This is a genomic window from Rhizobium sp. BK591, from assembly GCF_014195045.1.
Taxonomy (GTDB): Bacteria; Pseudomonadota; Alphaproteobacteria; order Rhizobiales; family Rhizobiaceae; genus Rhizobium; species Rhizobium anhuiense.
Genome location: NZ_JACIAZ010000011.1, coordinates 101,591 through 126,154 on the forward strand (window position 1 = coordinate 101,591; position 24,564 = coordinate 126,154).

Annotated in this window: 25 protein-coding genes and 1 pseudogene; 13 read left to right on the top strand and 13 right to left on the bottom strand. The window is 59.5% G+C overall.

The genetic code is table 11. From position 1 onward, the window contains the following. Positions 1-107: 107 nt before the first annotated feature. Entirely contained in the window at positions 108-683 is a 576-nt protein-coding gene (locus FHX10_RS33415; RefSeq protein WP_112400447.1) for a PadR family transcriptional regulator, read from the top strand. Positions 684-850: 167 nt separating this feature from the next. Here FHX10_RS33415 and FHX10_RS33420 read toward each other — a convergent pair whose 3' ends face one another. The 6 genes and pseudogenes from FHX10_RS33420 to FHX10_RS33440 all read right to left on the bottom strand — a co-directional run bounded on the left by FHX10_RS33420 (position 851) and on the right by FHX10_RS33440 (position 6,192). After that, positions 851-1,711: an aldo/keto reductase gene (locus FHX10_RS33420; protein ID WP_312862946.1), complete on the bottom strand. Its 861-nt coding sequence runs from the start codon at positions 1,709-1,711 to the stop codon at positions 851-853. A gap of 108 nt (positions 1,712-1,819) precedes the next feature. Next, a complete protein-coding gene (locus FHX10_RS35520) occupies positions 1,820-1,954 on the bottom strand; it encodes a hypothetical protein (RefSeq protein ID WP_281413933.1) in 135 nt (44 codons plus the stop codon). Next, positions 1,937-2,379: pseudogene (locus FHX10_RS33425) on the bottom strand (aconitase family protein); the annotation flags it as partial. The pseudogene FHX10_RS33425 and the gene FHX10_RS35520, both read right to left, overlap by 18 nt. A 250-nt stretch (positions 2,380-2,629) precedes the next feature. Then, positions 2,630-4,009 carry an aminomethyltransferase family protein gene (locus FHX10_RS33430; protein WP_112400450.1) on the bottom strand — a complete coding sequence of 460 codons (1,380 nt, stop codon included), beginning with the start codon at positions 4,007-4,009 and terminating at the stop codon, positions 2,630-2,632. Between the two features lie 338 nt (positions 4,010-4,347). Continuing rightward, positions 4,348-4,920: an S-(hydroxymethyl)glutathione synthase gene (gene gfa / locus FHX10_RS33435; RefSeq protein ID WP_113231958.1), complete on the bottom strand. Its 573-nt coding sequence runs from the start codon at positions 4,918-4,920 to the stop codon at positions 4,348-4,350. A 165-nt stretch (positions 4,921-5,085) separates the two neighbouring features. Continuing rightward, positions 5,086-6,192: an alcohol dehydrogenase catalytic domain-containing protein gene (locus FHX10_RS33440; protein ID WP_112400452.1), complete on the bottom strand. Its 1,107-nt coding sequence runs from the start codon at positions 6,190-6,192 to the stop codon at positions 5,086-5,088. Positions 6,193-6,331: 139 nt separating this feature from the next. On the opposite strand from FHX10_RS33440, the gene FHX10_RS33445 reads away from it, so the two are divergent. The 7 genes from FHX10_RS33445 to pntB all read left to right on the top strand — a co-directional run bounded on the left by FHX10_RS33445 (position 6,332) and on the right by pntB (position 13,806). Beyond that, entirely contained in the window at positions 6,332-6,682 is a 351-nt protein-coding gene (locus FHX10_RS33445) for a DoxX family protein (RefSeq protein ID WP_112400453.1), read from the top strand. Between the two features lie 56 nt (positions 6,683-6,738). After that, the gene (locus FHX10_RS33450) at positions 6,739-7,356 is read left to right on the top strand and encodes a TetR/AcrR family transcriptional regulator (RefSeq protein ID WP_112400454.1); all 618 of its coding nucleotides are present in this window, start codon (positions 6,739-6,741) and stop codon (positions 7,354-7,356) included. A gap of 402 nt (positions 7,357-7,758) precedes the next feature. After that, positions 7,759-8,613 (top strand): hypothetical protein, encoded by an 855-nt coding sequence (locus FHX10_RS33455; protein WP_112400455.1) that lies wholly within the window; start codon positions 7,759-7,761, stop codon positions 8,611-8,613. A 19-nt stretch (positions 8,614-8,632) separates the two neighbouring features. Next, positions 8,633-9,217 carry a YceI family protein gene (locus FHX10_RS33460; RefSeq protein WP_113231957.1) on the top strand — a complete coding sequence of 195 codons (585 nt, stop codon included), beginning with the start codon at positions 8,633-8,635 and terminating at the stop codon, positions 9,215-9,217. Positions 9,218-9,677: 460 nt separating this feature from the next. Then, positions 9,678-10,805, top strand: coding sequence for an S-(hydroxymethyl)glutathione dehydrogenase/class III alcohol dehydrogenase (locus tag FHX10_RS33465; RefSeq protein WP_113231956.1), 1,128 nt, complete (start codon positions 9,678-9,680; stop codon positions 10,803-10,805). A gap of 30 nt (positions 10,806-10,835) precedes the next feature. Next, positions 10,836-12,410, top strand: coding sequence for a Re/Si-specific NAD(P)(+) transhydrogenase subunit alpha (locus FHX10_RS33470; RefSeq protein ID WP_113231955.1), 1,575 nt, complete (start codon positions 10,836-10,838; stop codon positions 12,408-12,410). 22 nt (positions 12,411-12,432) lie between these two features. Beyond that, complete coding sequence (pntB, locus tag FHX10_RS33475; protein ID WP_112400459.1) at positions 12,433-13,806, top strand: Re/Si-specific NAD(P)(+) transhydrogenase subunit beta; 1,374 nt, start codon at positions 12,433-12,435, stop codon at positions 13,804-13,806. Between the two features lie 478 nt (positions 13,807-14,284). Here the strand turns inward: pntB and FHX10_RS33480 are convergent, their stop codons facing one another. From FHX10_RS33480 to FHX10_RS33510, 7 genes are read right to left on the bottom strand one after another with little or no spacing between them, the layout of a single operon-like run. Further along, on the bottom strand, positions 14,285-14,605 hold the full coding sequence (locus FHX10_RS33480) for a 2Fe-2S iron-sulfur cluster-binding protein (RefSeq protein WP_112400461.1): 321 nt from the start codon (positions 14,603-14,605) through the stop codon (positions 14,285-14,287). A 34-nt stretch (positions 14,606-14,639) separates the two neighbouring features. Further along, positions 14,640-15,887 carry an NAD(P)/FAD-dependent oxidoreductase gene (locus tag FHX10_RS33485; RefSeq protein ID WP_246781299.1) on the bottom strand — a complete coding sequence of 416 codons (1,248 nt, stop codon included), beginning with the start codon at positions 15,885-15,887 and terminating at the stop codon, positions 14,640-14,642. Beyond that, complete coding sequence (locus FHX10_RS33490; protein ID WP_112400462.1) at positions 15,884-16,438, bottom strand: cupin domain-containing protein; 555 nt, start codon at positions 16,436-16,438, stop codon at positions 15,884-15,886. Before FHX10_RS33490 ends, FHX10_RS33485 begins: the two co-directional genes overlap by 4 nt. Continuing rightward, positions 16,431-17,099, bottom strand: coding sequence for a 4-carboxy-4-hydroxy-2-oxoadipate aldolase/oxaloacetate decarboxylase (locus tag FHX10_RS33495; protein WP_112400463.1), 669 nt, complete (start codon positions 17,097-17,099; stop codon positions 16,431-16,433). Before FHX10_RS33495 ends, FHX10_RS33490 begins: the two co-directional genes overlap by 8 nt. Positions 17,100-17,120: 21 nt before the next feature. Beyond that, positions 17,121-18,050: an ABC transporter substrate-binding protein gene (locus FHX10_RS33500; RefSeq protein ID WP_113231954.1), complete on the bottom strand. Its 930-nt coding sequence runs from the start codon at positions 18,048-18,050 to the stop codon at positions 17,121-17,123. A 29-nt stretch (positions 18,051-18,079) separates the two neighbouring features. After that, a complete protein-coding gene (locus FHX10_RS33505) occupies positions 18,080-19,105 on the bottom strand; it encodes an amidohydrolase family protein (protein ID WP_113231953.1) in 1,026 nt (341 codons plus the stop codon). Next, the gene (locus FHX10_RS33510) at positions 19,105-20,295 is read right to left on the bottom strand and encodes a cytochrome P450 (RefSeq protein WP_113231952.1); all 1,191 of its coding nucleotides are present in this window, start codon (positions 20,293-20,295) and stop codon (positions 19,105-19,107) included. The genes FHX10_RS33505 and FHX10_RS33510 overlap by 1 nt, the downstream gene beginning before the upstream one ends. A gap of 227 nt (positions 20,296-20,522) precedes the next feature. Here FHX10_RS33510 and FHX10_RS33515 point away from each other — a divergent pair, with 227 nt between their 5' ends. The 5 genes from FHX10_RS33515 to FHX10_RS33535 form a co-directional block, all read left to right on the top strand. Next, positions 20,523-21,314 carry an ABC transporter ATP-binding protein gene (locus tag FHX10_RS33515; protein ID WP_112400467.1) on the top strand — a complete coding sequence of 264 codons (792 nt, stop codon included), beginning with the start codon at positions 20,523-20,525 and terminating at the stop codon, positions 21,312-21,314. Next, positions 21,311-22,021: an ABC transporter ATP-binding protein gene (locus FHX10_RS33520; RefSeq protein WP_112400468.1), complete on the top strand. Its 711-nt coding sequence runs from the start codon at positions 21,311-21,313 to the stop codon at positions 22,019-22,021. The genes FHX10_RS33515 and FHX10_RS33520 overlap by 4 nt, the downstream gene beginning before the upstream one ends. Continuing rightward, positions 22,021-22,902, top strand: coding sequence for a branched-chain amino acid ABC transporter permease (locus FHX10_RS33525; protein WP_113231951.1), 882 nt, complete (start codon positions 22,021-22,023; stop codon positions 22,900-22,902). Before FHX10_RS33520 ends, FHX10_RS33525 begins: the two co-directional genes overlap by 1 nt. Next, a complete protein-coding gene (locus FHX10_RS33530; RefSeq protein WP_113231950.1) occupies positions 22,899-23,894 on the top strand; it encodes a branched-chain amino acid ABC transporter permease in 996 nt (331 codons plus the stop codon). The genes FHX10_RS33525 and FHX10_RS33530 overlap by 4 nt, the downstream gene beginning before the upstream one ends. Positions 23,895-23,923: 29 nt before the next feature. Beyond that, on the top strand, positions 23,924-24,564 hold a 641-nt coding region (locus FHX10_RS33535; RefSeq protein ID WP_246781300.1), incomplete at its 3' end, for an ABC transporter substrate-binding protein.

Below are 24,564 nucleotides of genomic sequence, written 5' to 3' on the forward strand. Positions count from 1 at the left end.
AAGCTCCGGAGCTGATTTACCCGCATGTGCGGTTTCATCGAGTTGAATGTGGCGCGAACACATGTATACTCCTATCAGAATACTCTCGCGAGAGCAATAGGGACACCATGTCATCGATCAGGCTATTCATTTTATCTTCCTTCGCCGATATCGGCCCCATGCACGGACACCGTCTAAGGCAGGAGGCCGATCGCAAGCGTGTGCCGTTTTGGACCGACATTCCCGTCGGAGCCGTTTATGGTGCAATGAATCGGCTCGCGACCGAAGGTCTGTTGCGCGAAGCGGGCCGCGAACAGGAAGGCAACCGCCCTACCCGTCAGATTTATGAAATCACCGACGAAGGAAGGCGTGTGTTGGCGGATCTGAGGCGTAATGGCCTGACGGAAATCTGGTTTAAGTATGATCCGTTCGACCTCGCGCTTACGCGCACCGATCCAGCCAAACTGGACGAACTTCCCGCCCTCCTGGCCGACCGGTTTGCAAGGATGACAGCGCTGCTGGAAGAGCGGCGGCGCATGATCGAGCAAGCCATGCCCTTTATCGGAGTGGCGGAGGAATGGGCGGTCCGTCATACAGAGCGCCGGATGGAGGCGGAGGTCCAATATCTTGCGGACCTCATCGCAGCTCTCCCGGATCTCATGGCCGACGAGCGCAATCCCCGGCCGCGCAAGGAAAAGCCATAGGTTCTGTCAGGTGACAGCCGCCTTGAGGCCAACTCCAATTAGGTTTTCTTCCCGTGGTTATCGGGCATTCACTGTTGGACGCGCCATCTGGCTTGCGGCTACGTCTTGAGCGGGTCGGGCCGCAAAGCACGAGTGATTTCGCCTACGATGGTCCGCTCATCGAGTCATCAGGAAAGCTCAGCAAGGTCCTGTTCCGTCAGCACGATGTCGCCCGCAGCCATATTTTCTTCCAGATGAGCAATGGAGCCGGTGCCGGGAATTGCGATCATCACTGGCGAAAGAGCCAGTAACCAAGCCAGCGCGATCTGGTTGCTGGTTGCCCCATGTCGGCCTGCAATCCGCGCGAGACGCCCGTCGTCGATATTCGCCATCCCTCCGCCGAGCGGGAAGAAGGGGCTGAAGGCGATATTCTCCGTTTCACAAATTCCCAACAGCGCAGCATCTCCGCGCTTGGCAACATGAAAATTGTTCTGCACGGCAACCACAGGCGCTATCGCACGGGCTTCGGCTAGATGATCGGCATCGATATTGCTGAGACCGAGGTGACGAATTAACCCCTCCTCGCGCAGCGCTGCAAGAGCTTCGAAACGTTCAGCGAGCGACTCGCCATGGGGCGGCGCCATCTCCCCGATGCGCAGATAGACCAGATCAAGCCGGTCCAAGCCGAGATCTTGAAGATTTTCCTCTACCAACCGGCGCATGTCGGCACCTGTCGCGGTCCGATGGCTATCGTCCGAGCTGAAAACGTGACCCACTTTGGTTGCGATCACGAGGTCCCGGCCGTAGGGAAAAAGCGCCTCTTGAATTAGCCTGTTCGCACGAACAGTTTTATCGCTGCTATGATAGAAGGCGGCCGTATCAATCAGGTTCGCACCGAGCTCGACGGCGCGGCGAAGCACGGCGCGGCCGGCGCCCGGATCCCGCGCTGGGCCGCGAAACCCCTTCGATACAAGGCGCATGGCGCCAAACCCCATCCGGTTAACTGGCATGTCTCCGCCAAGAGAGAATTTCACAGCTTTGTCTGACACTGGTTGCTCCATGAATTGCGAAACTATTTGTGCGGAAGAAATGGGGGGTTCTTCGCCATATACTCCTACATGAGTATTCTTATGATAGCAATACGCAAGGCAGTGCGGTCAGTTGCTGACGAGTGTACCTGTTCTTACGAACTGGCCGACATCGTTCGAAGCCTTTGCAGCGACCTTGTTCAAAATCAGCGGTAGGATGCCGCCGGCCCGTAGGATCTCGACCTCGACCGATCCCTTCTTCATGCCGGCAATGGCCGGCGCGTCTCGCTGACGGGAATCCGATCCTGCGGGCGCCGGGAACCTGCAAGACTCGGCTCTATACTCGCTAGATCGATTTGCAGCGTGGAGGTATAGCGCGGCTGTGAGGAAGGATCGAACCAAATGCCGACACGCTTGGCAGAGCGTTCGACAAAATTGACGTGATCTTCGCTGCGCCCGGTCGTCCGCAGATATTGGATCGTCTGGCCATCAATCGGGAAGTAGGCGCTGTTGCCGCCGAATTCCGGCGTCATGTTGGCAACAACGGCGCGATCGCCTGCCGTCAATATCGAAACGCCCGGCCCAAAAAATTCGACGAACTTGTCCTGAAGGTCGATCTGGCGGAGCAGATGCGTGACCATCAGAGCAAGATCGGTCGCAAGAACACCATACCGCATGCAGCCGGTCACCAAAGAAGCGCAGAAGCGCAATTGAGCCAACACGGCCAGTTGCGCTATTGGGTTCGCACGAAGGAAATGTTGCGTTCGATGTGGATTCAGGCACAAACACCAACTCGATTTCGTGAGTTTGCCGATTGCCGATATTGCAGATCGACAGGAAGCTCCCCCTCGCCGCGAAATGCCAGGTGAAGTTACCCAGGGGAGCTTGTAGCCGCCGCGCCACCTTGAGTGTCGCGGCGGCCAAAATGTTCGACGCGACTTATTGCCGGCCCGTCTTGATGACTTTGTCGAAATACGGCGCTGGCGCCACTTTCACGCGGATTTCGCGCAACTCATGGCGGTCCACCGTGCGCCGGCGTGTATTCGGCTCGCCCCAGAGGAGCGTGAGTTCCGTGCCGGGGGTGGCGTCTTCAAGATTGACAAGCGCAAGCGAAATGAAGCGCTTTGCATTCGCCGAATAGGCCGACCATTGCGAGACGCCCGCGAGCTTGCCGTTGCTTAGAACAGCGTCGGATTCGAATGTGGCATACATGGGTGTGGGAAGAGCCATGAAGCGGCCAGGCTTTTCGTGGTCGAAGAGCGAAGCCTTGATCGTCGCGGCAACGTCATCGTCGTTCCAGACGAGCGTCACCTTCGTGCGCCTCTGGTTGGCTGCCCGATCCTTGAGCGCATCCCGGCCCACGAAGTCGCGGTTCCAATCGATGAGGCCGCCATAACCCACTTCGATGGGGTCGACATAATAGTCCTCGATGCGGTCGGAGACGTGACTGCCACCGAGCGACGCGATCGATTCCAGATAGTAGTTGTTGAGCCATTCGCGATAAGGCTTCATTTCGGCGCTGTGATAGATCGCCGGCAGCGGCATGGGCATCCAGCCGGATTCCTGGGCCGTCGTGGAGTAGGCAAGCGCGCCGATCTTGCGCATTCCATATTTCTCGCCTGTTCTTTCCAGCGCTTCCCGCACAGCCTGCTGGTCGTCCCATTTGCCATAGAGTTCGAAGCCCGGCGCGCCCGCCATACCATGCCGCAACGCCCGCACGTTTTTGCCGGCGATCCGGAACTCGCCGATGAAGAAGAACTTGATGTCCGGCAGCGTGTTGCCCGTCACGTCCTGCATAAGAGCCAATGCCTGTGGCCCCTGGATCTGGAGCCGGAACACATCGCGCGGCGCTTGGCGGACCGACCAGTTGTCATTCTTCTCGGCAGTCACGTTCAAAGATGTGCTTTGGGCATTGTAGAGCAGCCAATCGCTCGCAAACGGCGCGCCGACGACGCGGAAGAACTCCTCCTCCTCGCGGAACAGGATCGCGTCGGCGATGTAATTGCCGTCATGACCGGTAAGGACGATCTGCTTGGCGCGGCGCACCTGAAATGGATCGAACTTGTTGAGCGCGAACTGCGACAGGAAGGGGATCACTTCCGGCCCGCGCAAATGCAGTTCGGTCATGTGATAGGATTGCTCCAGAAGCGCGACGCTATCCTTCCAGGACTGCACCTCGTCGCGCCAGTTGGTGAATTCCGGAGGTATGCCCGGAAAGACATAGGGGCCGATATTCGACCCGCGCAGCAGCTTCACCGCTCCGCCCGCTTCGTTGATCAATGTTTCGAGGCTCCTCGGGGCTCCTCCACCTGCAGCCATGATACTGCTCCCTTAGCTTGCGACATCCTCCAGTGTGGCCTCAGTCCGTTGGTTGCTTAACGGTTGAGATCAAGAACACATACTAGTTGGTATCGAAAAACCTATTGGTATGTCAAGCAAGACGAAAATGCACTGAATTAAATGCGCCGTCGCGATTCATCCTCGGGGAGCCGTTTGGAACTCGGAGGATTGCTTGCTGGTCGCCTGCGCCCAAATCGCCTTCTGACAGACGATGCGAGGGCCAATCAGTCCGCCTGCGCTAGTGAACCGAAACCATGGCGGACAGCCTTTTCAGTACGGAGAATTCGAGCCGGACGTTCGTCCGGCTCTTTGCAGGTCTAAACGGTCAGAACGCCGTTCTTCTTTGCCGTCCACGTGGCGATGTAGTCCATCAGGCCCGGTGAGAGGCAGTCGTAGGGTGCAAGGCCCAGCTCGGTTAGACGTTCACGAATTGCGTCCATCTTCGAAGGGGCATACCCTGCCTCGATGATTGAGGATACGAACGCGGCAAAGCCGGGTTCCGCCCATCCTTCTTCTTCGAAACGCTCGGGGTGGACGAAGGACAAACCCTTGAACGGATGATCCCGCTCCACCGGCCCGTACATATGAACACCGCACTCCTTGCAGGCATGTCGCTGGATCAGGGCATTTGCATCGACGACCACGAGCTTATCGCCGTTCTCAACGACTTCCACGGCTTCCGTGGGCGCTACCGCAACGATGGAGAAATTTGCGCCCACCGGCTTCCAGCATTTGGTGCAGCCGCAGGCATGATTATGGGCGATATCGCCTTTGATCTTCACCTTGACCGGGTTCGTGGTGCACTCGCAAACGAGAGTGCCTCCGGCGAACGGGGCACCTCCCGTCCTCAATCCCCCATCGACATGGGGGTGTATGCCGACATTTGCCATTGCATCTTCCTCCTATTTGGCCGGACACCACGCCCGGCCTTCAGAACGGCAGGTAGCCGATTAACGATCCAGTCGCTCCGCATGCCACCTCAAATGGGCGGCCGAAGGGGCATTCCTCGAGCCGCTCGACAGTGATCCGCCAGGTGTGGGCCAATTGGAACTCCGTTACAGTTCGACGGCGTAATAGGTGAATCCGCCTTCGTCCTTCCCGACGCCAGAAATGGCGTCATTGATCTTCTCCAGCGGCCACACCATCGGCGACATGACCGACATGTCGATGATCCCTGCTTCGACCATCGCCGCGATCTCCATGCCTTCCGCGGCCGTGAACCATACCGAGCCGATCAATTCCATCTGCTCGTCCATCCACCATTTGACGTCGACAGGCAAAGCGCCCGATGTGCCACCGATGTTGATGATGCGGCCGCCCCGTTTGACGCCGCCCATGGCGTCCAGCATGGAGTCGAGCGGCGCCTTGGCGCCGAGCGTATCGAGCATCAAGTCCACTCCGCTCCCGTTCGTCTGCTCCTTGACGAATGCTCCCGATGATCCCTTCACGTTCGAGAAGGTGACGATGCGATCCGGCGCGATCGCTTTCAGCCGTTCAAGCAGCGCCTCGCCCCTGGCCACGGCATAAATCCTGGCAACACCCATCGCCAACGCGAACAGTGTGGCACCCAAACCCAGTGTTCCGGTTGCGCCGTTAATGATTAGCGTCTTGCCCATCAGCGGTCCGCACTTCTTGAGGGCGGCGTAGGACGTACCGAGATAGCCCATGCGGGAACCTTGGACGAAGGTCATGTTGTCGGGGATTTTGACGACCTGCGCCTGCGGGGCCAGCATGAATTCGCCGAAGCCCCCGTAAGGATAGCGGGCGAACATGTCCATGCTTTTGGGGTTGTAGCCGAAGTACCCGCCAAGCGTCCAATATTCGCAGGCCTGCGGTTTGCCGGAAGAACAATGGTGGCATGCTCCGCAGAAACGCCCGGGATTCACATAGACCCTGTCGCCCGGCTTGATGCTGACAACTTGGGGACCGACCTCGTGAACCACACCACTCGGATCAAGACCGTGAATCGCAGGCCGTGGCGGCAGCGGCATTTGCGGATACCAGGTCTCCCAGTTAGCCAGAACATTCGCCAGGTTCGGAACCATTCCGCAGGCTTTTACGCGGACGATTACATCGCTCCCGGTGGCCTTTGGACGTTCGACCTCGTCAATGCTCATCGGCTGACCCACGGCGTGGAGCCGCGCGGCACGCATCATTTCCATCGGTATTCCTCCCAAACTCGAAGATTGCCCCGTATTGACATACTATATGGACTGTGAATACCGTTTAGTATCTTAAAAGGCAAGCGAGGAATGCAACTATCCTCGCCGACCCGGCAGAGGCCGGTGTGAAGGAGGAGAAATGAATTTCGTTTTGGTCGACTGGCTCCGCATTCTCTGCGGCGTCTGGTTTATCCCCCACCTGATCGGCAAGGGCCTCCATTATGAGAAGGCAGAGGGAACGTTCGACGCGGCTGGCTTCAAGCCAGCGAAGCTGTTCGTCGGTCTTGCGATGGTTGCAGAGGCGTGTGCCGCCGTGGGTTTGATTTTTTCTGTCTATCCCAGGATTGCGGCCGTCGTCGGTGCCCTGGTGCTGTTCGGTTCGGGCTACGCGGTTACAAAAATCAACGGCCTGAATTGGCGTTGGCAGAAGATGGGGCCGGAATATCCGATCTTTTGGGGGCTCATTTGTCTCTCGACGGCTCTTGTGTAACCGGTGCATTTTGAGGTACGCCTCGGTGTCTGGATACGCACGAACGGGAATTGCGAATGGCACGGCTGACACGTGAGCAAAGTCAGGCTCGAACGAAAGAGAAGCTTCTAGCGTCCGCTTATGAGGTCATGGCACGGTACGGCTACGCTGGGGCTTCGATTGAGCGGATCGCCGAGGAGGCCGGCTATTCGAAGGGCGCGTTCTACTCGAACTTTGCCAATAAGGAAGACATCTTCCTCCAGCTTCTTGCCGGCAATGCCGGTGGCGACGTGGTTCAGTTGACGGAACTTCTCGGGAACTGTGATGATCCCATGGAGCTCATTGACGTTCTCGCGACCTGGGCGAACAACCGCGGCGATGACCGGCGGTGGGGAATGCTGGCGATCGAGCTGCTGCGCATGGCACAGCATGATCACACACTCGGAGATCGCCACATCAAGCTGTTCCGGGATCAGTGGGAGGGCGTCGGCAAGATCCTTATCGAGAAGTTGGATCTCGTCATGCAGCCCCCCGCGAGCCCGTTCTATATTGGCGGTATCGTTCTCGAACTTACCTATGGCGGTATTTCGAGCTTCCTCAGGGAGGGAGCCCCTGGCGACATGGTCCGGGTCGTTTTGCACGACATGTATCGGTCGTCGCGAGCAACCAAATCCGGCGTCCCGGTAAAGGCCTGACCGGGACCATCTGCCACACGGCATGACAAACGCACGGCTTTACCGTCAGCCGTCCCGCGCGCCGTTAACGTCTCAACAATCTATCGATCACCGAAGTCGCCATGCAGCGGGGAAAGCACCCGCTTTTGCGTCCATAGCGCGCTTGACATCCAAAAATTCGGAGACTAGCTTTCATTCGGAAACCATTTAGTATGTGAAAACTACTCGGTATCCAAACTGAAAGTGGCGACCGCTGTTGAGGAGCATGCGGTTATTGGGGGGACTATGAGCAAAAGTAGAATGACAGCGATCTGTCGGAGCATGCAACCCGGACGTTAGGGCGCTGGCTGCTTTGGTGCCGGCTGTCACGCGCTGGCGTGCCGGACGCCGCAGGATACATTTTCGCAATTCGGAAAACGTCGCATGCTTGGATTTGGCAACTCTCCGCAGGAGGCGTTGGCCGCGTCCCTGCTCGTCATGATGCTCGTCGGCATTTTCGCGTCGGGCCTGATGCGCTGGCGCGGCCTGATGCGCCCTACCGACCTCCTGATGCCTGCTGCATTGCTGGCAGCCTATTGGCTCGTCTACAACAAGGTGCCGGCGTTTCCGCCTGTCGGGGCGGTCAACAAGCTGTTCTACGTGATTGTTATCGGGACGGCAGTGGGGTTTGCGGTCGAGATCGCCGCCCAACGCGCGGTTCGCGTTGTTGCCTTTCTTCAGCCTGTGGCAGCCGCATTTTATATCGGTCTGCCTCGTTTGGGAGTGGCGACGTGGGAAGTGGTGGCTGCTGCGACGGTGGGCGTTGCTATAATGTGGCTCATCCTGCGCGGGATGTCGGCTCGCGCGGAGGATGACGTAAAGCGGGGCGGCGTCGTTGCCGTGCTTGCGCTCGGCTTCGCGCCGATAGCCCTTCTCGGCGCATCGTCCTCCTCGTTTCAGCTCTGTCTGATGTTCGCAGCCGGTTGCCTGGGAATTCTCCTGGTACACATCGTCAACCCCGTTTTCCGCTTTGGCGGCGCCTCATCGATCGGCGTGTTGGGTGGACTGATTTCCGTCGCTTTCACCGTGGTGTTGATCACGCGCAAAGCCGATCCCGTCGCCATTGCGATCCTCGGCCTCTGCGTCGTGCTGCCAGTGTTCTCGGAGGGTATCTGCCGGATGCTTGGCGTATCCCGGCAGTTTCCGCGCCTTTTCGTCCATGTAGCCCTGGCTGTGCTTCCGGCCGCGTTGGCGGTCGCTGTCGCGTTCCTGGACTATGGATCGAGTTTTCCAGCTTAACCTGAGGAGGAGAATGAAAATGAAATATAGACTTGCAGCTTTGTTGCTTTCTATGACGTCGCTCGCCGAGGCAGTGTCGCCCGCTTGGGCCACCAAGTTCGACATCGACCCCGTCCATTCAGGAATCGCGTTTTACATCGACCACCTGGGCTTCTCGAAAGTGATTGGGGTCGCGCAGGAATTCTCAGGCGCTTTCGACTTCGACGCCACGAAGCCCGAGGGAAGCAGCCTTGATGTCAAGGTCAAGGTCGGTTCGATCTCGACGAACAACAAGCAACGCGACGGCGACATCCAGGGTGCTGATTGGTTCAATGCGACGGAATTTCCGGAAATCACCTTCGTCGGCAAGGAGTTCAAGAAGACCTCCGATACCACGGGCCAAATTACTGGCGACCTAACGATTGCGGGCGTCACGAAATCCACTGCGCTGGATGTCAAGTTCAATAAGGAAGGTCAGAACCCCTGGGACAAGAGCCACGTTGTCGGCTTCAGCGCGACAACTAAGGTCAAGCGGAGCGATTTCGGCATGAAGGCAGCACTTGGGATGATCGGTGACGACGTCGATCTCGTGATCCAGGTGGAAGGTCGCGAGCACCAAGGCTGATTGAACGCAATCCCGACCGCAGGGTCATTTCGCGAGAAAGGTACCGTCGCTGTCGCGCGACGGTACCTTTTCTGTATAGGCGCATCAGAAAACGCTTTGCCCAGAACAAATAGCCGCTTCACCGGCCGCTTCGCAGCTTCCATAGTCGCCCGACCCGGGGATGGCGGCCGGGTGAAATTTCCAACTATTTCGGATACTTTTTAGTATGCAAATTCTAATCAGTATGTTAACGAAGATCCATGCGGCTGGAGGACGGAGATAAAACCGTAAGCGCGCATCGGGAGGATCTGTCAATGCTTTCGCCTGCAATCTCGCTCGTTTGCGGTACACCCGCGCGGCCAAGCTCGCCCATTTGCGGACCGCGAACCTTCAGCCGACGCACTCCTTATTCTTCCGCGACCTGACACTCGCAATCAAGGCCGCACCGCGGCAATTCTGGCAATCATCGAAAGGAAATCTAATGGACGTACGCGCCGCCGTCGCCATTGCCGCCGGTAAACCGCTGGAAGTCATGACCGTTCAGCTCGAAGGCCCGAGGGCCGGCGAAGTGCTGGTCGAGGTCAAGGCAACCGGCATCTGCCACACCGACGATTTCACGCTCTCAGGCGCCGATCCGGAAGGCCTGTTTCCGGCAATCCTCGGCCATGAAGGCGCCGGCATCGTCGTCGATGTCGGTCCGGGCGTGACTTCGGTCAGGAAGGGCGATCATGTCATTCCGCTCTACACCCCCGAATGCCGCGAATGCCCCTCCTGCCTTTCGCGCAAGACCAATCTGTGCACCGCGATTCGCTCGACCCAGGGCCAGGGCCTGATGCCGGACGGCACCTCGCGCTTTTCGATCGGCAAGGACAAGATCCATCACTATATGGGCTGCTCGACCTTCGCCAATTACACCGTGCTGCCGGAGATCGCCGTCGCCAAGGTCAATCCCGACGCCCCCTTCGACAAGATCTGCTACATCGGCTGCGGTGTCACCACCGGCATCGGCGCCGTCATCAATACCGCCAAGGTGGAGATGGGCGCAACCGCTGTTGTCTTCGGCCTCGGCGGCATCGGTTTGAACGTCATCCAGGGCTTGAAGCTTGCCGGCGCCGACATGATCATCGGCGTCGATCTCAACAATGACAAGAAGGCCTGGGGCGAACGCTTCGGCATGACGCATTTCGTCAATCCGAAGGAGGTGGGCGACGACATCGTGCCCTACCTCGTCAACATGACGAAGCGCGGCGCCGACCAGATCGGCGGGGCCGACTACACCTTCGACTGCACCGGCAACACCAAGGTGATGCGCCAGGCGCTGGAGGCCAGCCATCGCGGCTGGGGCAAGTCGGTGGTCATCGGCGTTGCCGGCGCCGGCCAGGAGATTTCGACGCGTCCGTTCCAGCTCGTCACCGGCCGTAGCTGGATGGGCACGGCCTTCGGCGGCGCCCGCGGCCGCACCGATGTTCCGAAGATCGTCGACTGGTACATGGAAGGCAAGATCCAGATCGATCCGATGATCACCCACACCATGCCGCTCGAAGACATCAACAAGGGTTTTGAGCTCATGCATTCGGGAAAGAGTGTCAGGGGTGTTGTCATCTATTGACGATCAGCAACTTTCTAAGAGGGGAATTACATGATCATTGGATCACCACGAGAACGGCTTGAGGGGGAAGCACGCGTCGCGATGACGCCGGACAGCGCCACCCAGCTTCAGAAACTCGGATATCAATGTGCCATCGAAACCGGCGCCGGCAAACTTGCCGGCTTCTCCGACGACGCCTATCGCGCAGCCGGCGTCAGGATCGTCGACAGCGTTGAAGCACTTTTTGCAAGCGTAGACGTCATCGCCAAGGTGCGCCCGCCGGAGCCGAGCGACATAGCAAAGCTTTCGAGCAACAAGACGCTGATCTCCTTCTTCTATCCCGCGCAGAACAAGGAGCTTCTTGAGCAAGCGAAGGCAACGCGTGCAAACGTGATTGCCATGGACATGGTGCCGCGCATTTCGCGCGCCCAGAAGATGGACGCGCTGTCCTCCATGGCCAACATCGCAGGCTATCGCGCCGTGATCGAGGCCGGCAATAATTTCGGCCGCTTCTTCACCGGCCAGGTTACTGCGGCCGGCAAGATCCCGCCGGCCAAGGTTCTGGTCATAGGCGCAGGCGTCGCCGGTCTTGCCGCCGTCGGCACCAGCGTTTCGCTCGGGGCCATCACCTATGCATTCGACGTTCGTCCGGAAGTGGCCGAGCAGATCGAATCGATGGGTGCAGAATTCGTCTTCCTCGATTTCAAGGAGCAGCAGCAGGACGGCGCGACAACGGGTGGCTATGCATCCCCGTCGAGCCCGGAATTTCGCGAAGCGCAGCTAAAGAAGTTTCGCGAGATCGCGCCGGACATCGACATTGTCGTCACCACTGCGCTAATCCCAGGCCGCGATGCGCCGAAGCTCTGGCTTGCAGACATGGTCGCTGCGATGAAGCCGGGCTCCGTGGTGGTCGACCTTGCGGCCGAACGCGGTGGGAATTGCGACCTGACTGTTCCGGATCAGAAGATCGTTTCCGAGAACGGCGTCACCGTCATCGGCTACACCGATTTCCCGAGCCGCATGGCCGCGCAGGCATCGACCCTCTATTCGACGAACATCCGCCACATGATGACGGACCTGACCCCGAAGAAGGATGGCGTTCTCGTCCATAACATGGAAGACGATGTTATTCGCGGAGCCACTGTAGCCTTTGAAGGCGAGATCACCTATCCGCCGCCACCGCCAAAGATCCAGGCGATTGCAGCCCAGAAACGACAAGAAAAGGCCAAGGAGCTGACGCCGGAAGAACGGCGTGCCGCCGAGGCTGCCGCCTTCAAGTCGGCAACGCGCCAGCAGGTCGGCCTGCTCGTCGTCGGCGGCTTGCTCATGGCACTTATCGGAGCCTATGCGCCGTCGGCCTTCATGGGCCATTTCATCGTCTTCGCGCTTGCCTGCTTCGTCGGCTTCCAGGTGATCTGGGGCGTCAGCCATTCGTTGCATACGCCGCTAATGGCGGTGACCAACGCGATTTCCGGGATCATCATCATCGGTGCGCTGCTGCAGATCACAGCGGGTGGCTGGCTGGTGACAGCCCTTGCCGCCATTTCGGTGGCGATCGCCACCATCAACATCGTCGGCGGCTTCATGGTCACCCGGCGCATGTTGAACATGTTCCAAAAGTCGTGACGCCGGCCCGGGGATCAGAATCATGTCTATCGGTATCCAGACCGCGGCCTACATCGCCGCATCCGTTCTCTTCATCCTTTCGCTCGGCGGCCTTTCCGGTCAGGAAAGTGCCAAGCGCGCCGTATGGTACGGCATCGTCGGCATGGCGATAGCCATACTCGCGACCATCCTCGGGCCAGGCGTCGGGCTTTCCGTTGTCCTGCTCATCATGCTCGTCGTTGGTGCTGTCGTTGGCACGTTGCTGGCGCAGCGCGTCGAAATGACCGGCATGCCGCAGCTCGTAGCAGCGCTACACTCCTTCGTGGGCCTTGCTGCCGTGCTGATCGGCCTCAACTCCGACATGACGGCGCATGAGTTCGCCACCAATGCGGAAAAGATCATCCATGAAGCGGAAATCTTCCTCGGCGTGTTCATCGGTGCGGTGACCTTCACCGGCTCGATCATCGCCTATGGCAAGCTTTCCGGCCACATCCGCGGCAAGGCACTCATCCTGTCCGGCCGGCACATGTTCAACATCCTGATGGTGCTCGTGTCGCTTGCGCTGATGATCATGTACATGAATGGCGCGGGTTCATGGTCGCTCTACCTGATGACGCTGATCGCCTTTGTCATCGGCGCTCATCTCGTCATGGCGATCGGCGGCGCCGATATGCCGGTCGTCGTCTCGATGCTCAACTCCTATTCCGGCTGGGCGGCGGCGGCGACAGGCTTCCTCCTCGGCAACGACCTCTTGATCGTAACCGGAGCACTCGTCGGCTCGTCGGGCGCGATTCTCTCCTACATCATGTGCAAGGCAATGAACCGCCAGTTCCTGTCGGTCATTCTCGGCGGCTTCGGCAATGCCTCGGGCCCGGCGATGGAAGTCGTGGGCGAGCAGGTTGCCATCGATGCCGAAGGCGTTGCCGCAGCGCTCAACGACGCCGACTCGGTCATCATCGTTCCAGGTTACGGCATGGCGGTCGCGCAGGCTCAAAGTGCGGTTTCGGAACTCACCCGCAAGCTGCGCGCAGCCGGCAAGAACGTGCGCTTTGCGATCCATCCGGTTGCAGGCCGCCTACCTGGCCACATGAACGTCCTGCTCGCGGAAGCCAAGGTGCCCTACGACATTGTGTTGGAGATGGACGAGATCAACGACGACTTCCACGAGACCGATGTCGTCATCGTCATCGGCTCGAACGACATCGTCAATCCGGCCGCAAAGGAAGATCCGAATTCACCGATCGCGGGCATGCCCGTGCTCGAGGTCTGGAAGGCCAAGCAGGTTTTCGTCTCCAAGCGCGGCCAGGGTACCGGCTATTCCGGGATCGAGAACCCGCTGTTCTACAAGGAAAACACCCGCATGTACTACGGCGACGCCAAAGAGTCGGTCAGCGGCCTGCTTCCGAGGCTGGCCTAAGTTCGATGATGAGTGCCGCCACCAACTGAAGAAATACTGTCAAAGAAACGCATTCCTCGGCAGCCATAAGACCTTCACCGGCAGGCTGCCGTTGCGCGTTCTGGATAGTTCATTCAGAGGTCGCCCGACTACATTCAGCGCGCGATAGGTTGTGGAGACGGACCCGTCCACATGCGGCTAAGGCCGCTCGAACGGTTTGTGTCAGATAGCGAGATCGCCTGCAAACTAGAAGGTGACCTGTGTTATCGAATAAATGAGCGGAATGACGCAACGCCCATGGCTAGGAGTGCCATGGGCGCGGACGAAGTCTTAATTGATGCGTTCTTCAGCCCGAAATTCAGCCATGAAATATCTGACTGCCGGAAGTCGCTCGACTATCGCTTGGAGCATCCGCTTCGAGTGCGACTAAACGGTGATTTTGGCTCGCCGCTCAGCGTATGATCCTCGAGATCCGCCCGTGATGCGAGACGATCTGCTGCTATTCTTCGGGGGCAATGCGAACGACGATTCCACTGAGAGTCTCGTCAAAGGGGATCTGACAGGAAAGCCGCGAGTTCTCTTGGCGGTAGTCGGAGCCTTCCAGCAACTCGCTCTCGTCGATCGAGGGCGCCGCCAGGCTTGCGGTCTCTGGCAATTCCTCGACGTAAAGGTGGCAGGTGGCACAGGAAAGGCACCCGCCACACATTGCAAGCAGCTCATCAAAGCCCGCGTTTCGGATATTCTCCATCAGCGAAGCGCCCACTCTTCCCTCGAAACTATGCAGCTCTCCGTCCCGCGTACGCACCGATATCATAGACATTTTTTCCTCCACTTCATTCCGGCCCTCGAATGCCTCACGGCACTTCGGGGCCAAGTTCCTTGAGTTGTTTCGATGTGTCCGACAGGGCGTCGCGGTCGATCCTCGCCGAGCTGTCGACAAGCTTTCGTCCTTGCACGTAATCGCGGGGTGCGTTGATGCAATCGAGGGCCAGAACCGCCCCGTCCTTCAGGTAGATGACGCTGAAGCTTCGGCTGTTGGGACTACCGCGTGTCACCACGCTGTCAAAGCCGTAGTTGAGACCAACTGTCTGGATCCTCAAATCGTATTGGTTGGACCAGAACCAGGGCGTCGCATCGTAGGGCTTGAGTTCGCCGCAGATCGCCTTGGCGGCGGTGGTGGCCTGATCCGTAGCGTTCTGTACGGATTCAATGCGAATGCCACGGCCATGTCTCAGCCTTGCGCAGTCTCCGATGCAGTAGATGTCCGGCAGGGATGTCTGGCAAAACTCATCGATATCCACACCGTTTGAGCCTTCCGCGCCCGCCTCGATCAGCGGGCCGGCTGAAGGGGTAATACCTATGCCGACCACGACGATATCGGCGGGGATCGTCTCGCCGGTCGCAAGTACTACGCTCTTGACGCGGCCGTTGGAACCCTCCAGAGAGCCGACGCCGGAGTTGAGGCGAATGTCAACGCCATGTGCACGATGTTCGGCTTCGTAGAACCTCGATACCGGCTCCCCGGCTACGCGCGCGAGTACGCGGTCGAGCGCCTCGACCAAAGTGACCTCTTTGCCGATCTCTCGGAACACCGCTGCCGCTTCGAGACCGACATAGCCGCCGCCGACGATCACGATCCTTTCGGCGCCGGGAAGGACTTCGACGAGCGCGTCGCAATCCGCCTTGTTGCGGATATAGCAGATTCCGGCCAGCTCGCTGCCGGGGCAGGAAAGCTTCCTCGGTTCGCCACCAGCCGCCCAAACAAGCTTGCCGTAGGAGAAGCGTTCGCCAAAGTCCGTGACGACGACATGGGCTGCCGCATCGACGATGGTCACACGCCTGCCCAGCATCAGTTCCACTTGTCGCGAAGTCCAGAAATCCGGCGGCCTGAGATGCATCCTTTCGAAGGATTTCTTGCCTGCGAGATATTCCTTCGACAGCGAAGGGCGGTCGTAGGGGACTTCCGGCTCGGCGCTGATCAGCGCAATGCATCCCGTGAACCCGGACTGCCTGAGCGCTGCCGCTGTCTGCGCGCCGCCGTGCCCGCCGCCGACGATGATGCAGTCGAAGAAGCGATTGTTGTCCTCCCGCGTCATTGTCATGACTCTCTTTCAGCGCCGATGAGGACGAAGCACATGGTCGCGGGCTTATCGCCCTTGTTGCGCCAGGCATGGCGCGTGCCGCATTGGACGACGACGTCGCCCTGCTTCAGCAGCGTTTCGGCGCCGTCGTCGAGTTCGAGCCAGACCTCGCCATCGAGGACAATGTCGTAATCCACTGTGTTGGTGGTGTGCATACCGGGGGCGTCGGGCTCGAATGCCTGGATCAGGCCGGGGATATGCACCGCCTGTTCTTCGAAGGCGGCAGCCGGATCGACGGTCGCGAATACCGAGTCCGGCGGGAAGACGACGATCATCAGCTTCGTCTGGCCCGGTTCGGGGGTGATCAGGATTTGCGGCGGCGCCTGCTCCGCATGACCCTGCGGAAGGCTGGGTTTCGCTGACGTTGCGTAAAGGACGGAGGTAAGATGGCCCGGCACGGAATCGTACACGTGGGCATTGGGTGCGGGGCCGTCGCTGATGAAGACGGACTTGCCGTTGCTAATTCCTGTGACGACGCGCCGGGGTATGCGCAGTTGCGTTGCCTTATTCATAGATCAGGCCCTTCGCCTCAAGCTGCGGACGCATGTTGTTAATGTCGAGGCTCAGCTGGCCCGACTCGTAGAGGCCACGCTTCTCCTCCTCCATCTTCTGACGCTTTCGGGCCTTCTCCAGAACCGACGCCGCCTCGTCGCGCTTGACCACACAGACGCCGTCGTCATCGGCGACGATGACATCGCCCGGCTCGATATAGGCTCCGGCGCAGACCACGGGGACCTGGACGTTCGCCAGCGTCTCCTTGACGGTGCCCTGCGCCGATATCGCCTTGGACCAGACGGGGAAGTTCATGGACCTGAGGTCGGCGACATCGCGTACGCCGGCATCGATCACCAGACCCAGAATTCCGCGAGCCTTGCACGATGTCGCGAGAAGATCGCCGAAATATCCGTCCGTGCATGGCGAGGTCGGTGTGACGACCAGGATGTCGCCGGGCTGCGCGACCTCAAGGGCGACATGGATCATCCAGTTGTCACCCGGTGGCACCTCGCATGTGAGCGCCGTCCCGCCGATGCGCGCGCCCTCGATCACGGGGCGCAGATGCGGGGCCAGCAGTCCCTTGCGGCCCTGCGCTTCATGGACTGTGGCGACACCCAGCTTGCCTAGGGCTTCGCATATCTCGCGATCCGTCCGCGGTGTCTTGGTCATTACCTTCATTGGAAGCCTCCCGAGATGCATTCAAACGTATTTCAACCAGCCGACCGCGCCCAGGAGGAAGCTGCGCTCGAACACGCCTGCGGCGCTGGATCTGGCGGCCTCATCAAGCAGGTTGGCGCGGATCATCAAGTCGACCGTGGCATTCATCGCAGCTTGCGGAATGGAGAGATCGCCGGGCCACATGCCCATGTCGCGCATGTAGTGAAGGCCGCGCGAGGCGAGTTCGCTATCGTCTTTCGTGGTAATTCGCTGGAAAATCGGAAGCGTGATGTCGTCGCGGCTCGGGTCGTTTGTTATCGCATAGGCTTCGAACAGCGCCTTGAGGAAACGGGCGACCACATCGCGGTTGCCGTCCAACCAGCTTTTGCGGCCGATGACTGCGGCGAAGACGATCTCGGGAATGACATCGTTGATTTCGCCGATCAGATTGTAGCCTTCGCGTTCGGCCAGGAAATTCCATGGCGCGGGCTGCGGGGCGCAGTCAATTTCCCCCGCCTGCAGGGCTTCCCAGCGCTTGGTGTGGATGCCGGCAAGTTCGAATTCGTAGTCGCCGGGATACCGCAGGCCTTCCTTAGACAACAGCATTTGGGTGTAGATCGCCGTGCCCTCGGTAAGCGACGAGGTACCGACCTTTTTGCCCTTGAGGTCCCTGATCGTCTTGATCGAAGGCTGAGCGACGAGCGACATCGGCAGGCGATTGGAATTCGAGGCAATAACCCTGAGCTCGCCGCCTTTGACGAAGTTCGAGACGGCACCTTCAGGTGGCGTTATCGCGAGATCGGCCTCGCCTTCGAGAACGGCGGTGGTCGCCTTGTCGACGGTGCCCATCTTCTTGTATTCGATCACCAGCCCGTGCTTGGCGAAAATTCCATGCTCTTCGGCCACGAAGACCGGGAGCCAGTTGAATCCTTGCGCCCCGCCAGCGAGGCTCAGATGTCGGCTGGAAACCATGTGATTTCTCCCTATTCAGTTGCGACGCTTCAAAGGCCGCGTTCGCGCAATCTCTTGTCCAAGAGTGGGTAGACCCGGCGTGCGTTTCCTTCGAAGACTGCGTGTCTCTGTTCGTCGTCGAGGGCGAGATGGTCGATGTATCTCTTGGTGTCGTCGAACGGGTGCCCGGTCTCCGGATCGGTCGCCTTCACAGCGCCGAGCAGCTCGGAGCCGAACAGGATGTTCTTGGTGTCGACGACGCGGAAGAGCGTATCGATCCCCGCCTGGTGATAGACGCAGGTGTCGAAGAAGACATTGTTCATAAGGTGCGTGTCGAGGCCGGGCTTTTCGAGCATCATCGACAGGCCGCGATAGCGGCCCCAGTGATACGGCGCAGCCCCGCCTCCGTGCGGTATGATGAGCTTGAGTTCCGGATGGCGCTCGAACAGGTCTCCCTGAATCAACTGCATGAACACCGCCGTATCCGCGTTGATGTAGTGCGCGCCCGTCATGTGAAGGCAGCGCTCGCAGGAGCTCGAAACGTGGATCATCGCGGGGACCCTGAGGGCAACCATGGCCTCCCACATAGGGTCCCACCATGGATCGTAGATCGGCGGCGCACTCCAACGCCCGCCTGACGGGTCGGGGTTGAGATTGCATCCGACGAAACCGTTTTCGACGCAGCGCTCCAACTCCTCGATGACCTCAGACAGGTCGCCATCGACCGTCTGGGGAAGCTGGCAGACGGCCGCGAAATTATCCGGGAACATGTCGACGATCCGGCCAATATTGTCGTTCGATAGGCGCGACCACTCCTTGGCGACCGACAGCCCCGGTACATGGTGTCCCATACCGGAGGCACGGGGGCTGAGCAGCGTCACATGCGAGCCGCGCTCGCGCTGAATTTTAAGTTGGTTCGCCTCAATGATGTCGTACAACTGCTTATCGGGGATTCCCGGATAGACAGGGAGCACGGAAGACTTTCCTTCCGCATAGGCGACTTGCGCCGCGCGGAAGGCGTGGTGCTCCGGCGGTTCGGTCGTAAAGTGGCCGTGGCAGTCGATGATCAGCGACATCACGCATTCCACTTCGCGGGGAGGTCGGATATGCCACGGAACCGCCAGCCCTTGCCCTTGACCTCCCGCGACGGATCGAGGCGAAGATCGGGCAACTGCCGGAACACTTCGGCAAGCGCAATCTCGCCCATCGCACGGGACAGGAAGTGGCCGGAACAGAAGTGCGGACGGAACCCGAATGACAGGTGCTGCTTCTTCTTGCGGAACATGTCGAAGCGGTCGGCGTCTTCGAAACGGATCTCGTCGCGGTTGGCCGACCCCATGACGATGGCGACGGATGACCCCTCAGGGATGACCGTGCCGGCAATCCCGAAATCTTGCTTGGCAATGCGCGGTGTTACGCCGATCGGGGCGATCCAGCGCAGACCCTCGTCGAAGGCGCGCATCGCGTTTTCCTGCGGCTGCTCCGCCATGAGTTTCGCCTGGTCGGGATTTGAAAGAAGACCCGTGCAGGCGTTCGCCGCTGCATGGCCTGGCTCCTGGAGGCCACCGAGGATGATGACGCGCATGGTCGGAGAAATCTCCTCCCAGCTTCGAACCTCGCCCTTTGGCATTCCGCCGTACATGACATGGCTGAGCAGCGAGTGGTTGGGCTTCGACAGGCACGCCTGGTAAAGATCGCCCATCTGCTTGTCAATGTCGGCAAGCGCATCGTCCAGTCGCTTCCATACGGCCGGATCATTGCTGACGTTCTGCAGACCCAGCGCCATCGCGTGGAACCACTCGACGAGAGTTTCGTTTGGCGTCTCCGTCAGGCCGATGACATCGCCAATGCACCGCACCGAGATTGGCTCGAAGAGTTCCGTCGTCAGGTTTGCTTCACCATTCTTCTTGATGGCGTCGATGTAACGCTGCACGACCGGGCGCGTCAGGCCTTCGACGAACGAACGCACGCGTTCCTGCGTGAGATTCTCGTCGATACCCTGGCGGAGGCACTGATGATCTTCCCCAGACATGGTCAGGACGTTCGGCATGCCCATGACGCGGGCCTCGGGGCGGTCTGCCGAACCCGACGGTCCGAACGCTTTGTCGTTGCCGCCGATCGTGCGGCAGTCGTCGAACCGCGTAATGAAATATTCTTTCGTCCCTTCGAAGAAGGCCACAGGCTCCTCCGCGCGTAGCCTCGCGTAGACGGGATAGGGGTCCCTATAGAGATTTTCGCCCGTCAGCTCGGTGTTCGTTCCCGTCATCGATTTCCTCCCTCACCCTGCATCGCAGGGTTTTCGCCAATCCCGCCGTCATGTTCTCCAACCCGACGGCATGCATTCTCAGGACGTTCCTCTAGAGCAATCGCCATGCGATTGATGCTTGACATACCGAAACGTCTTCGGATACTGATAGGTATCCAAAGCGGGATTGGCTGTCAACAAGAGAAATGGACAGGCCGTGGAGAGACCGCCTCGGGAGGAGGAAATCATTGAACGACAGCAGCATCGCCGAGATGCGTCTTGTGCTTGAGGCGCGTGATGTCTCCGTGCAATTTGGCGGCGTCAAAGCCCTGACCAATGTGTCGGTTTCCGTGAGGGCCGGAGAAATCTGCGGCTTGATCGGACCAAACGGAGCAGGCAAATCGACCTTTCTCAATGCGGCGACCCGGCTCGTGAATTACACAAGCGGATCGATCATGCTTGGCGGTCAGCCGCTCGAAGGCGTCGGTTCGCGCGAAATGATCGGAATGGGCATCGCGAGGACCTTCCAGAACCTTGGCATCTATGCGTCCATGACTGTTCTGGAGAACGTCATGCTCGGTGCGCATCATCGGTTTGGCGGCAAGTTCGCCCAAGCGATTTTCGCTCCATCCCGGGCAAGGGCTGTGGAACGGTCCGCGCGCGAAAAGGCAATGGCAGTGCTTGAAGAGGTCGGCATGGCCGAGCTCGCCCCGCGCACCGCCGGATCGCTTCCCTATCCCCTGCAGAAGCGTATGGAGATTGCTCGCGCGCTTGCCGCCGAGCCAAAAATTCTTCTGCTCGACGAACCTGCCGGCGGGCTGACGCACGGCGAAGTCCACGAATTCGGGGCGCTCGTCGATGGCATCAGACGCAATCGGGACCTCTCCATTCTTCTCATCGAGCATCACATGGGGTTGGTCATGAGCCTTTGTGACCGGATCGTTGTGCTGCACCTGGGCCGTAACCTGGCCGAAGGCACCCCTTCCGAAATCAAATCCAACGACGCGGTGATTGCCGCCTATCTCGGGAAGGCAGCATGACGCTGGATCTCAGAAACCTCTCCGTATTCTATGGCAAGACGCAGGCGCTGTTCGACTGTTCGTTCTCAGTGGGCGAAGGCGAGTTTGTCGCCCTGCTCGGCTCCAACGGGGCCGGGAAGACAACGCTCCTGCGCGCCGTGTCGGGACTGCTCCCATTCAAGGGCTCGGTTGCCTTTGCTGGAAAAGCGCTCGACAAGATCGTGGCGCAGAAGCGCCTCGCGCTCGGCATCGCGCACATACCCCAAGGACGAGGGACTTTCTCCGAGTTTACGGTCGATGAAAACCTGTCGCTCGGAGCGACGATCGTGTCCAACCGATCCCAAGTGAGGGAGGACAAGGAACGCTGGTACGAGACATTCCCGCGTCTGCGCGAACGGCGCAACCAGCTTGCGGGAAACCTTAGTGGCGGAGAACAGCAGATGCTGGCTGTGGCACGCGCGCTCATGTCCCGACCGAAGCTTCTGATGTGCGACGAGCCATCGCTCGGGCTCGCCCCTTCGATCACCCAGGAAATCCTGGCGATTTTCAAGACGCTCAACAAGGATCACGGCATGACGCTGCTCGTGGTCGAGCAGAATGTCGACATCACCCTTCAATATGCCGACCGGGCCTTCGTCATCGAGGCCGGCCAGATCGTCGCGAGCGGTGCGGCAAAGGAGCTGATCGGCAACGAAGACATCAAGAAATCTTACCTGGGAGTTGCCTGATGAGCCTCTTCTTCCAGCTCGTCGTCAGCGGCCTGACCACGGGCGCAATTTACGCGGCGCTGGCCCTGGCGCTCGTCCTCATCTTCAGGGCAACCAACGTCGTCAACTTCGGCCAGGGCGAGATGGCGACCTTTTCCGCCTATGTCGCCTGGCAGTTGATGCACTGGGGTGCGCCGCTCTGGCTCGCCGTCCTCGCGAGCCTCATTGTGGCGTTTGCTATTGGGATTGTAACTTTCCGCTTGATTATCCGGCCGATGATGAGCGCTCCGGTGGAGGCAATCGTCGTTATCACCCTTGGTATCCTCGTTCTCTTCCAAGCCGCGTGCATGTGGATGTGGGGCGCCGAACAGCTCTCGTTCCCAAGCCTTTTCCCTGACGGCGGCTTCAATATCGGTGGGGTTCGCGTGCTCTCTTCCGCCATCGGCACGCTGACGATCCTTCTTGTTATTGCTTTGGCAATGGGCATCATCTTCCGGTTCACCAGGCTTGGCCTGTCGATGCGCGCGGCCGCTTTCGACCATGCTCGAAGCGTGCTTGTCGGCGTCAACGTCGAACGCATGCTGATGTTGGGATGGGGCTTTGCCGCTGTCATCGGGGCGCTTGCCGCCATCCTGATTGCCCCCCGCCTGTTTCTCAGCCCGACAATGATGACGCCAATCCTATTTTACGGGCTCGCTGCAGCGACGCTCGGCGGCTGGGACAGTCCGCTTGGCGCGATCGTCGGCGGCCTCGCCGTCGGCGTCGCCGAGAGCTTGGGTGCCAGCTACCTCTCATTTATCGGCGCCGACATGCGCATCGCAGTGCCGATCGCCCTCACCCTGGTCATCCTGCTTGTGAAGCCCGTTGGCCTGTTCGGTTCCTATAAGGTGACAAAGCTATGAATGATGGAGTCCGCGCGGCCACTCTCAAGTTCGGTCTCTTTGCGATCGTCGCGATCCTGATCCCAGTCTTTGCGCCGGGATATGCGTTGCAACAGGTGGCGATTGCCATCGCCTACGCCATCGCCATTCTCGGTTTGAACCTGCTGATGGGGTTCGCCGGGCAGATTTGCCTTGCACAGGGAACGCTGTTCGGTGTCGGCGCTTACGCTACCGCGATCCTCAACGCCACCTACGGCGTCTCGCCGCTCGTGACGCTGCCTGCCTCAGCCGCGGTGGCAGCCGCGATTGGGCTGGTCATCGGCCTTCCGGCACTCAGGCTTCAGGGCTTGCAACTGGCCATCGTTACATTCGGCATTGCGGCCGCGTTCCCGCAACTGCTGCTCAAGATGAGAAGCCTGACCGGCGGCGTATCGGGGCTTTCGATCGATGCCCCCGAAGCTCCGAGTTTCTTCTCGGATCGCCCCGAACTGTGGCTCTATATCATATCGCTTACGTGCGCGGGTGTCGGTGCCCTGCTCGTCTCGCTGATGCTCTTCGGCGACAACGGGCGCGCCCTTAGAGCACAGCGGGATAATCCACAGATTGCTCAGGCGCTCGGCATCAACCTGACACGCACCCGTCTTTGGGCATTTGCCGCAAGTTCGGCGCTCGCGGGACTCGGCGGTGGCGTGTTCGGTATCATCAGCGGTTTCATCAGCCCGGAGTCGTTCCTGGCAATCCTGTCCATCAACATCGTGATCGGCAGCATTGTCGGCGGCGTCACCAGTATCGTCGGAGCGTTTCTCGGCGGTCTCTTCATGGTCTTCGTCCCGACCTGGGCATCTGACATCAACCTGAGCCTCGGCAACCTGATCTACGGCCTCGCGCTGATCCTGATCATGATGGTCGCGCGCAATGGGGTCACTGGCTTCATCGAAAAATGGCTCTCGATGACTTTTCGGAGGATGGCGAGTAGCCGACGCCAAATTGAAACAAGGGAGGAACTGATATGAGATTTATCTCTGTACTGAAAGGATGCGCGATGCCGCTGGCCGTCGCGGCACTGCTCGGGGCAAGCAATGCCAATGCAGCGGAACCGTCGCCGGGCGTCACCGACGACACCATTAAAATTGGTGTCACAGGACCGCTGACTGGACCGGTCGCGGTCGTCGGCGGCGTCGCCGAAGGCATTCGGGCGCGGGTCGAACAGGCCAACGCCGAAGGCGGCGTCAAGATGGGCGACGGCAAAACCCGCAAAATCGATCTCGTCATCGAAGACGATGGCCTTGATCCCCAGCGCACCTTGGCGAATGTCCGCAAGATGGTCGAAAAAGATCAGGTATTTGCTCTCGTCGGCACAGCCGCGACGCCAAACAACCTGGCAATCGGCCGCTATATCACGCAGAAGAAAGTGCCGAACGTTTTCATGTATTCGGGTGTCGTCTCCCTGAACGCTCCCGAATGGGAGGTTGGCTTCGTACCGTCGTTTTCAACCGAAGCCGACTCATTTGCTGCGTACCTTCAGATCAACAAGCCCGACGCAAAGGTGGCCTTCCTGTATCTGAACACGGAGACCGGCCAAACTTTCATGAAGGCCTTCGATAGCGCAATCGACGGAACGAACATCAAGGTGATCGAACGCCAGCCGGTGACATCGCAGGACCCCACTGTCGAGACCCAGCT

Bases quoted from the DNA above. Each gene is read 5' to 3' on its own strand.
- FHX10_RS33415 (WP_112400447.1), top strand. From the start codon at position 108: ATGTCATCGATCAGGCTATTCATTTTATCTTCCTTCGCCGATATCGGC.
- FHX10_RS35520 (WP_281413933.1), bottom strand. From the start codon at position 1,954: ATGAAGAAGGGATCGGTCGAGGTCGAGATCCTACGGGCCGGCGGCATC.
- FHX10_RS33430 (WP_112400450.1), bottom strand. From the start codon at position 4,009: ATGGCTGCAGGTGGAGGAGCCCCGAGGAGCCTCGAAACATTGATCAAC.
- gfa (WP_113231958.1), bottom strand. From the start codon at position 4,920: ATGGCAAATGTCGGCATACACCCCCATGTCGATGGGGGATTGAGGACG.
- FHX10_RS33440 (WP_112400452.1), bottom strand. From the start codon at position 6,192: ATGGAAATGATGCGTGCCGCGCGGCTCCACGCCGTGGGTCAGCCGATG.
- FHX10_RS33445 (WP_112400453.1), top strand. From the start codon at position 6,332: ATGAATTTCGTTTTGGTCGACTGGCTCCGCATTCTCTGCGGCGTCTGG.
- FHX10_RS33450 (WP_112400454.1), top strand. From the start codon at position 6,739: ATGGCACGGCTGACACGTGAGCAAAGTCAGGCTCGAACGAAAGAGAAG.
- FHX10_RS33455 (WP_112400455.1), top strand. From the start codon at position 7,759: ATGCTTGGATTTGGCAACTCTCCGCAGGAGGCGTTGGCCGCGTCCCTG.
- FHX10_RS33460 (WP_113231957.1), top strand. From the start codon at position 8,633: ATGAAATATAGACTTGCAGCTTTGTTGCTTTCTATGACGTCGCTCGCC.
- FHX10_RS33465 (WP_113231956.1), top strand. From the start codon at position 9,678: ATGGACGTACGCGCCGCCGTCGCCATTGCCGCCGGTAAACCGCTGGAA.
- FHX10_RS33470 (WP_113231955.1), top strand. From the start codon at position 10,836: ATGATCATTGGATCACCACGAGAACGGCTTGAGGGGGAAGCACGCGTC.
- pntB (WP_112400459.1), top strand. From the start codon at position 12,433: ATGTCTATCGGTATCCAGACCGCGGCCTACATCGCCGCATCCGTTCTC.
- FHX10_RS33480 (WP_112400461.1), bottom strand. From the start codon at position 14,605: ATGTCTATGATATCGGTGCGTACGCGGGACGGAGAGCTGCATAGTTTC.
- FHX10_RS33485 (WP_246781299.1), bottom strand. From the start codon at position 15,887: ATGACAATGACGCGGGAGGACAACAATCGCTTCTTCGACTGCATCATC.
- FHX10_RS33490 (WP_112400462.1), bottom strand. From the start codon at position 16,438: ATGAATAAGGCAACGCAACTGCGCATACCCCGGCGCGTCGTCACAGGA.
- FHX10_RS33495 (WP_112400463.1), bottom strand. From the start codon at position 17,099: ATGAAGGTAATGACCAAGACACCGCGGACGGATCGCGAGATATGCGAA.
- FHX10_RS33500 (WP_113231954.1), bottom strand. From the start codon at position 18,050: ATGGTTTCCAGCCGACATCTGAGCCTCGCTGGCGGGGCGCAAGGATTC.
- FHX10_RS33505 (WP_113231953.1), bottom strand. From the start codon at position 19,105: ATGTCGCTGATCATCGACTGCCACGGCCACTTTACGACCGAACCGCCG.
- FHX10_RS33510 (WP_113231952.1), bottom strand. From the start codon at position 20,295: ATGACGGGAACGAACACCGAGCTGACGGGCGAAAATCTCTATAGGGAC.
- FHX10_RS33520 (WP_112400468.1), top strand. From the start codon at position 21,311: ATGACGCTGGATCTCAGAAACCTCTCCGTATTCTATGGCAAGACGCAG.
- FHX10_RS33525 (WP_113231951.1), top strand. From the start codon at position 22,021: ATGAGCCTCTTCTTCCAGCTCGTCGTCAGCGGCCTGACCACGGGCGCA.
- FHX10_RS33530 (WP_113231950.1), top strand. From the start codon at position 22,899: ATGAATGATGGAGTCCGCGCGGCCACTCTCAAGTTCGGTCTCTTTGCG.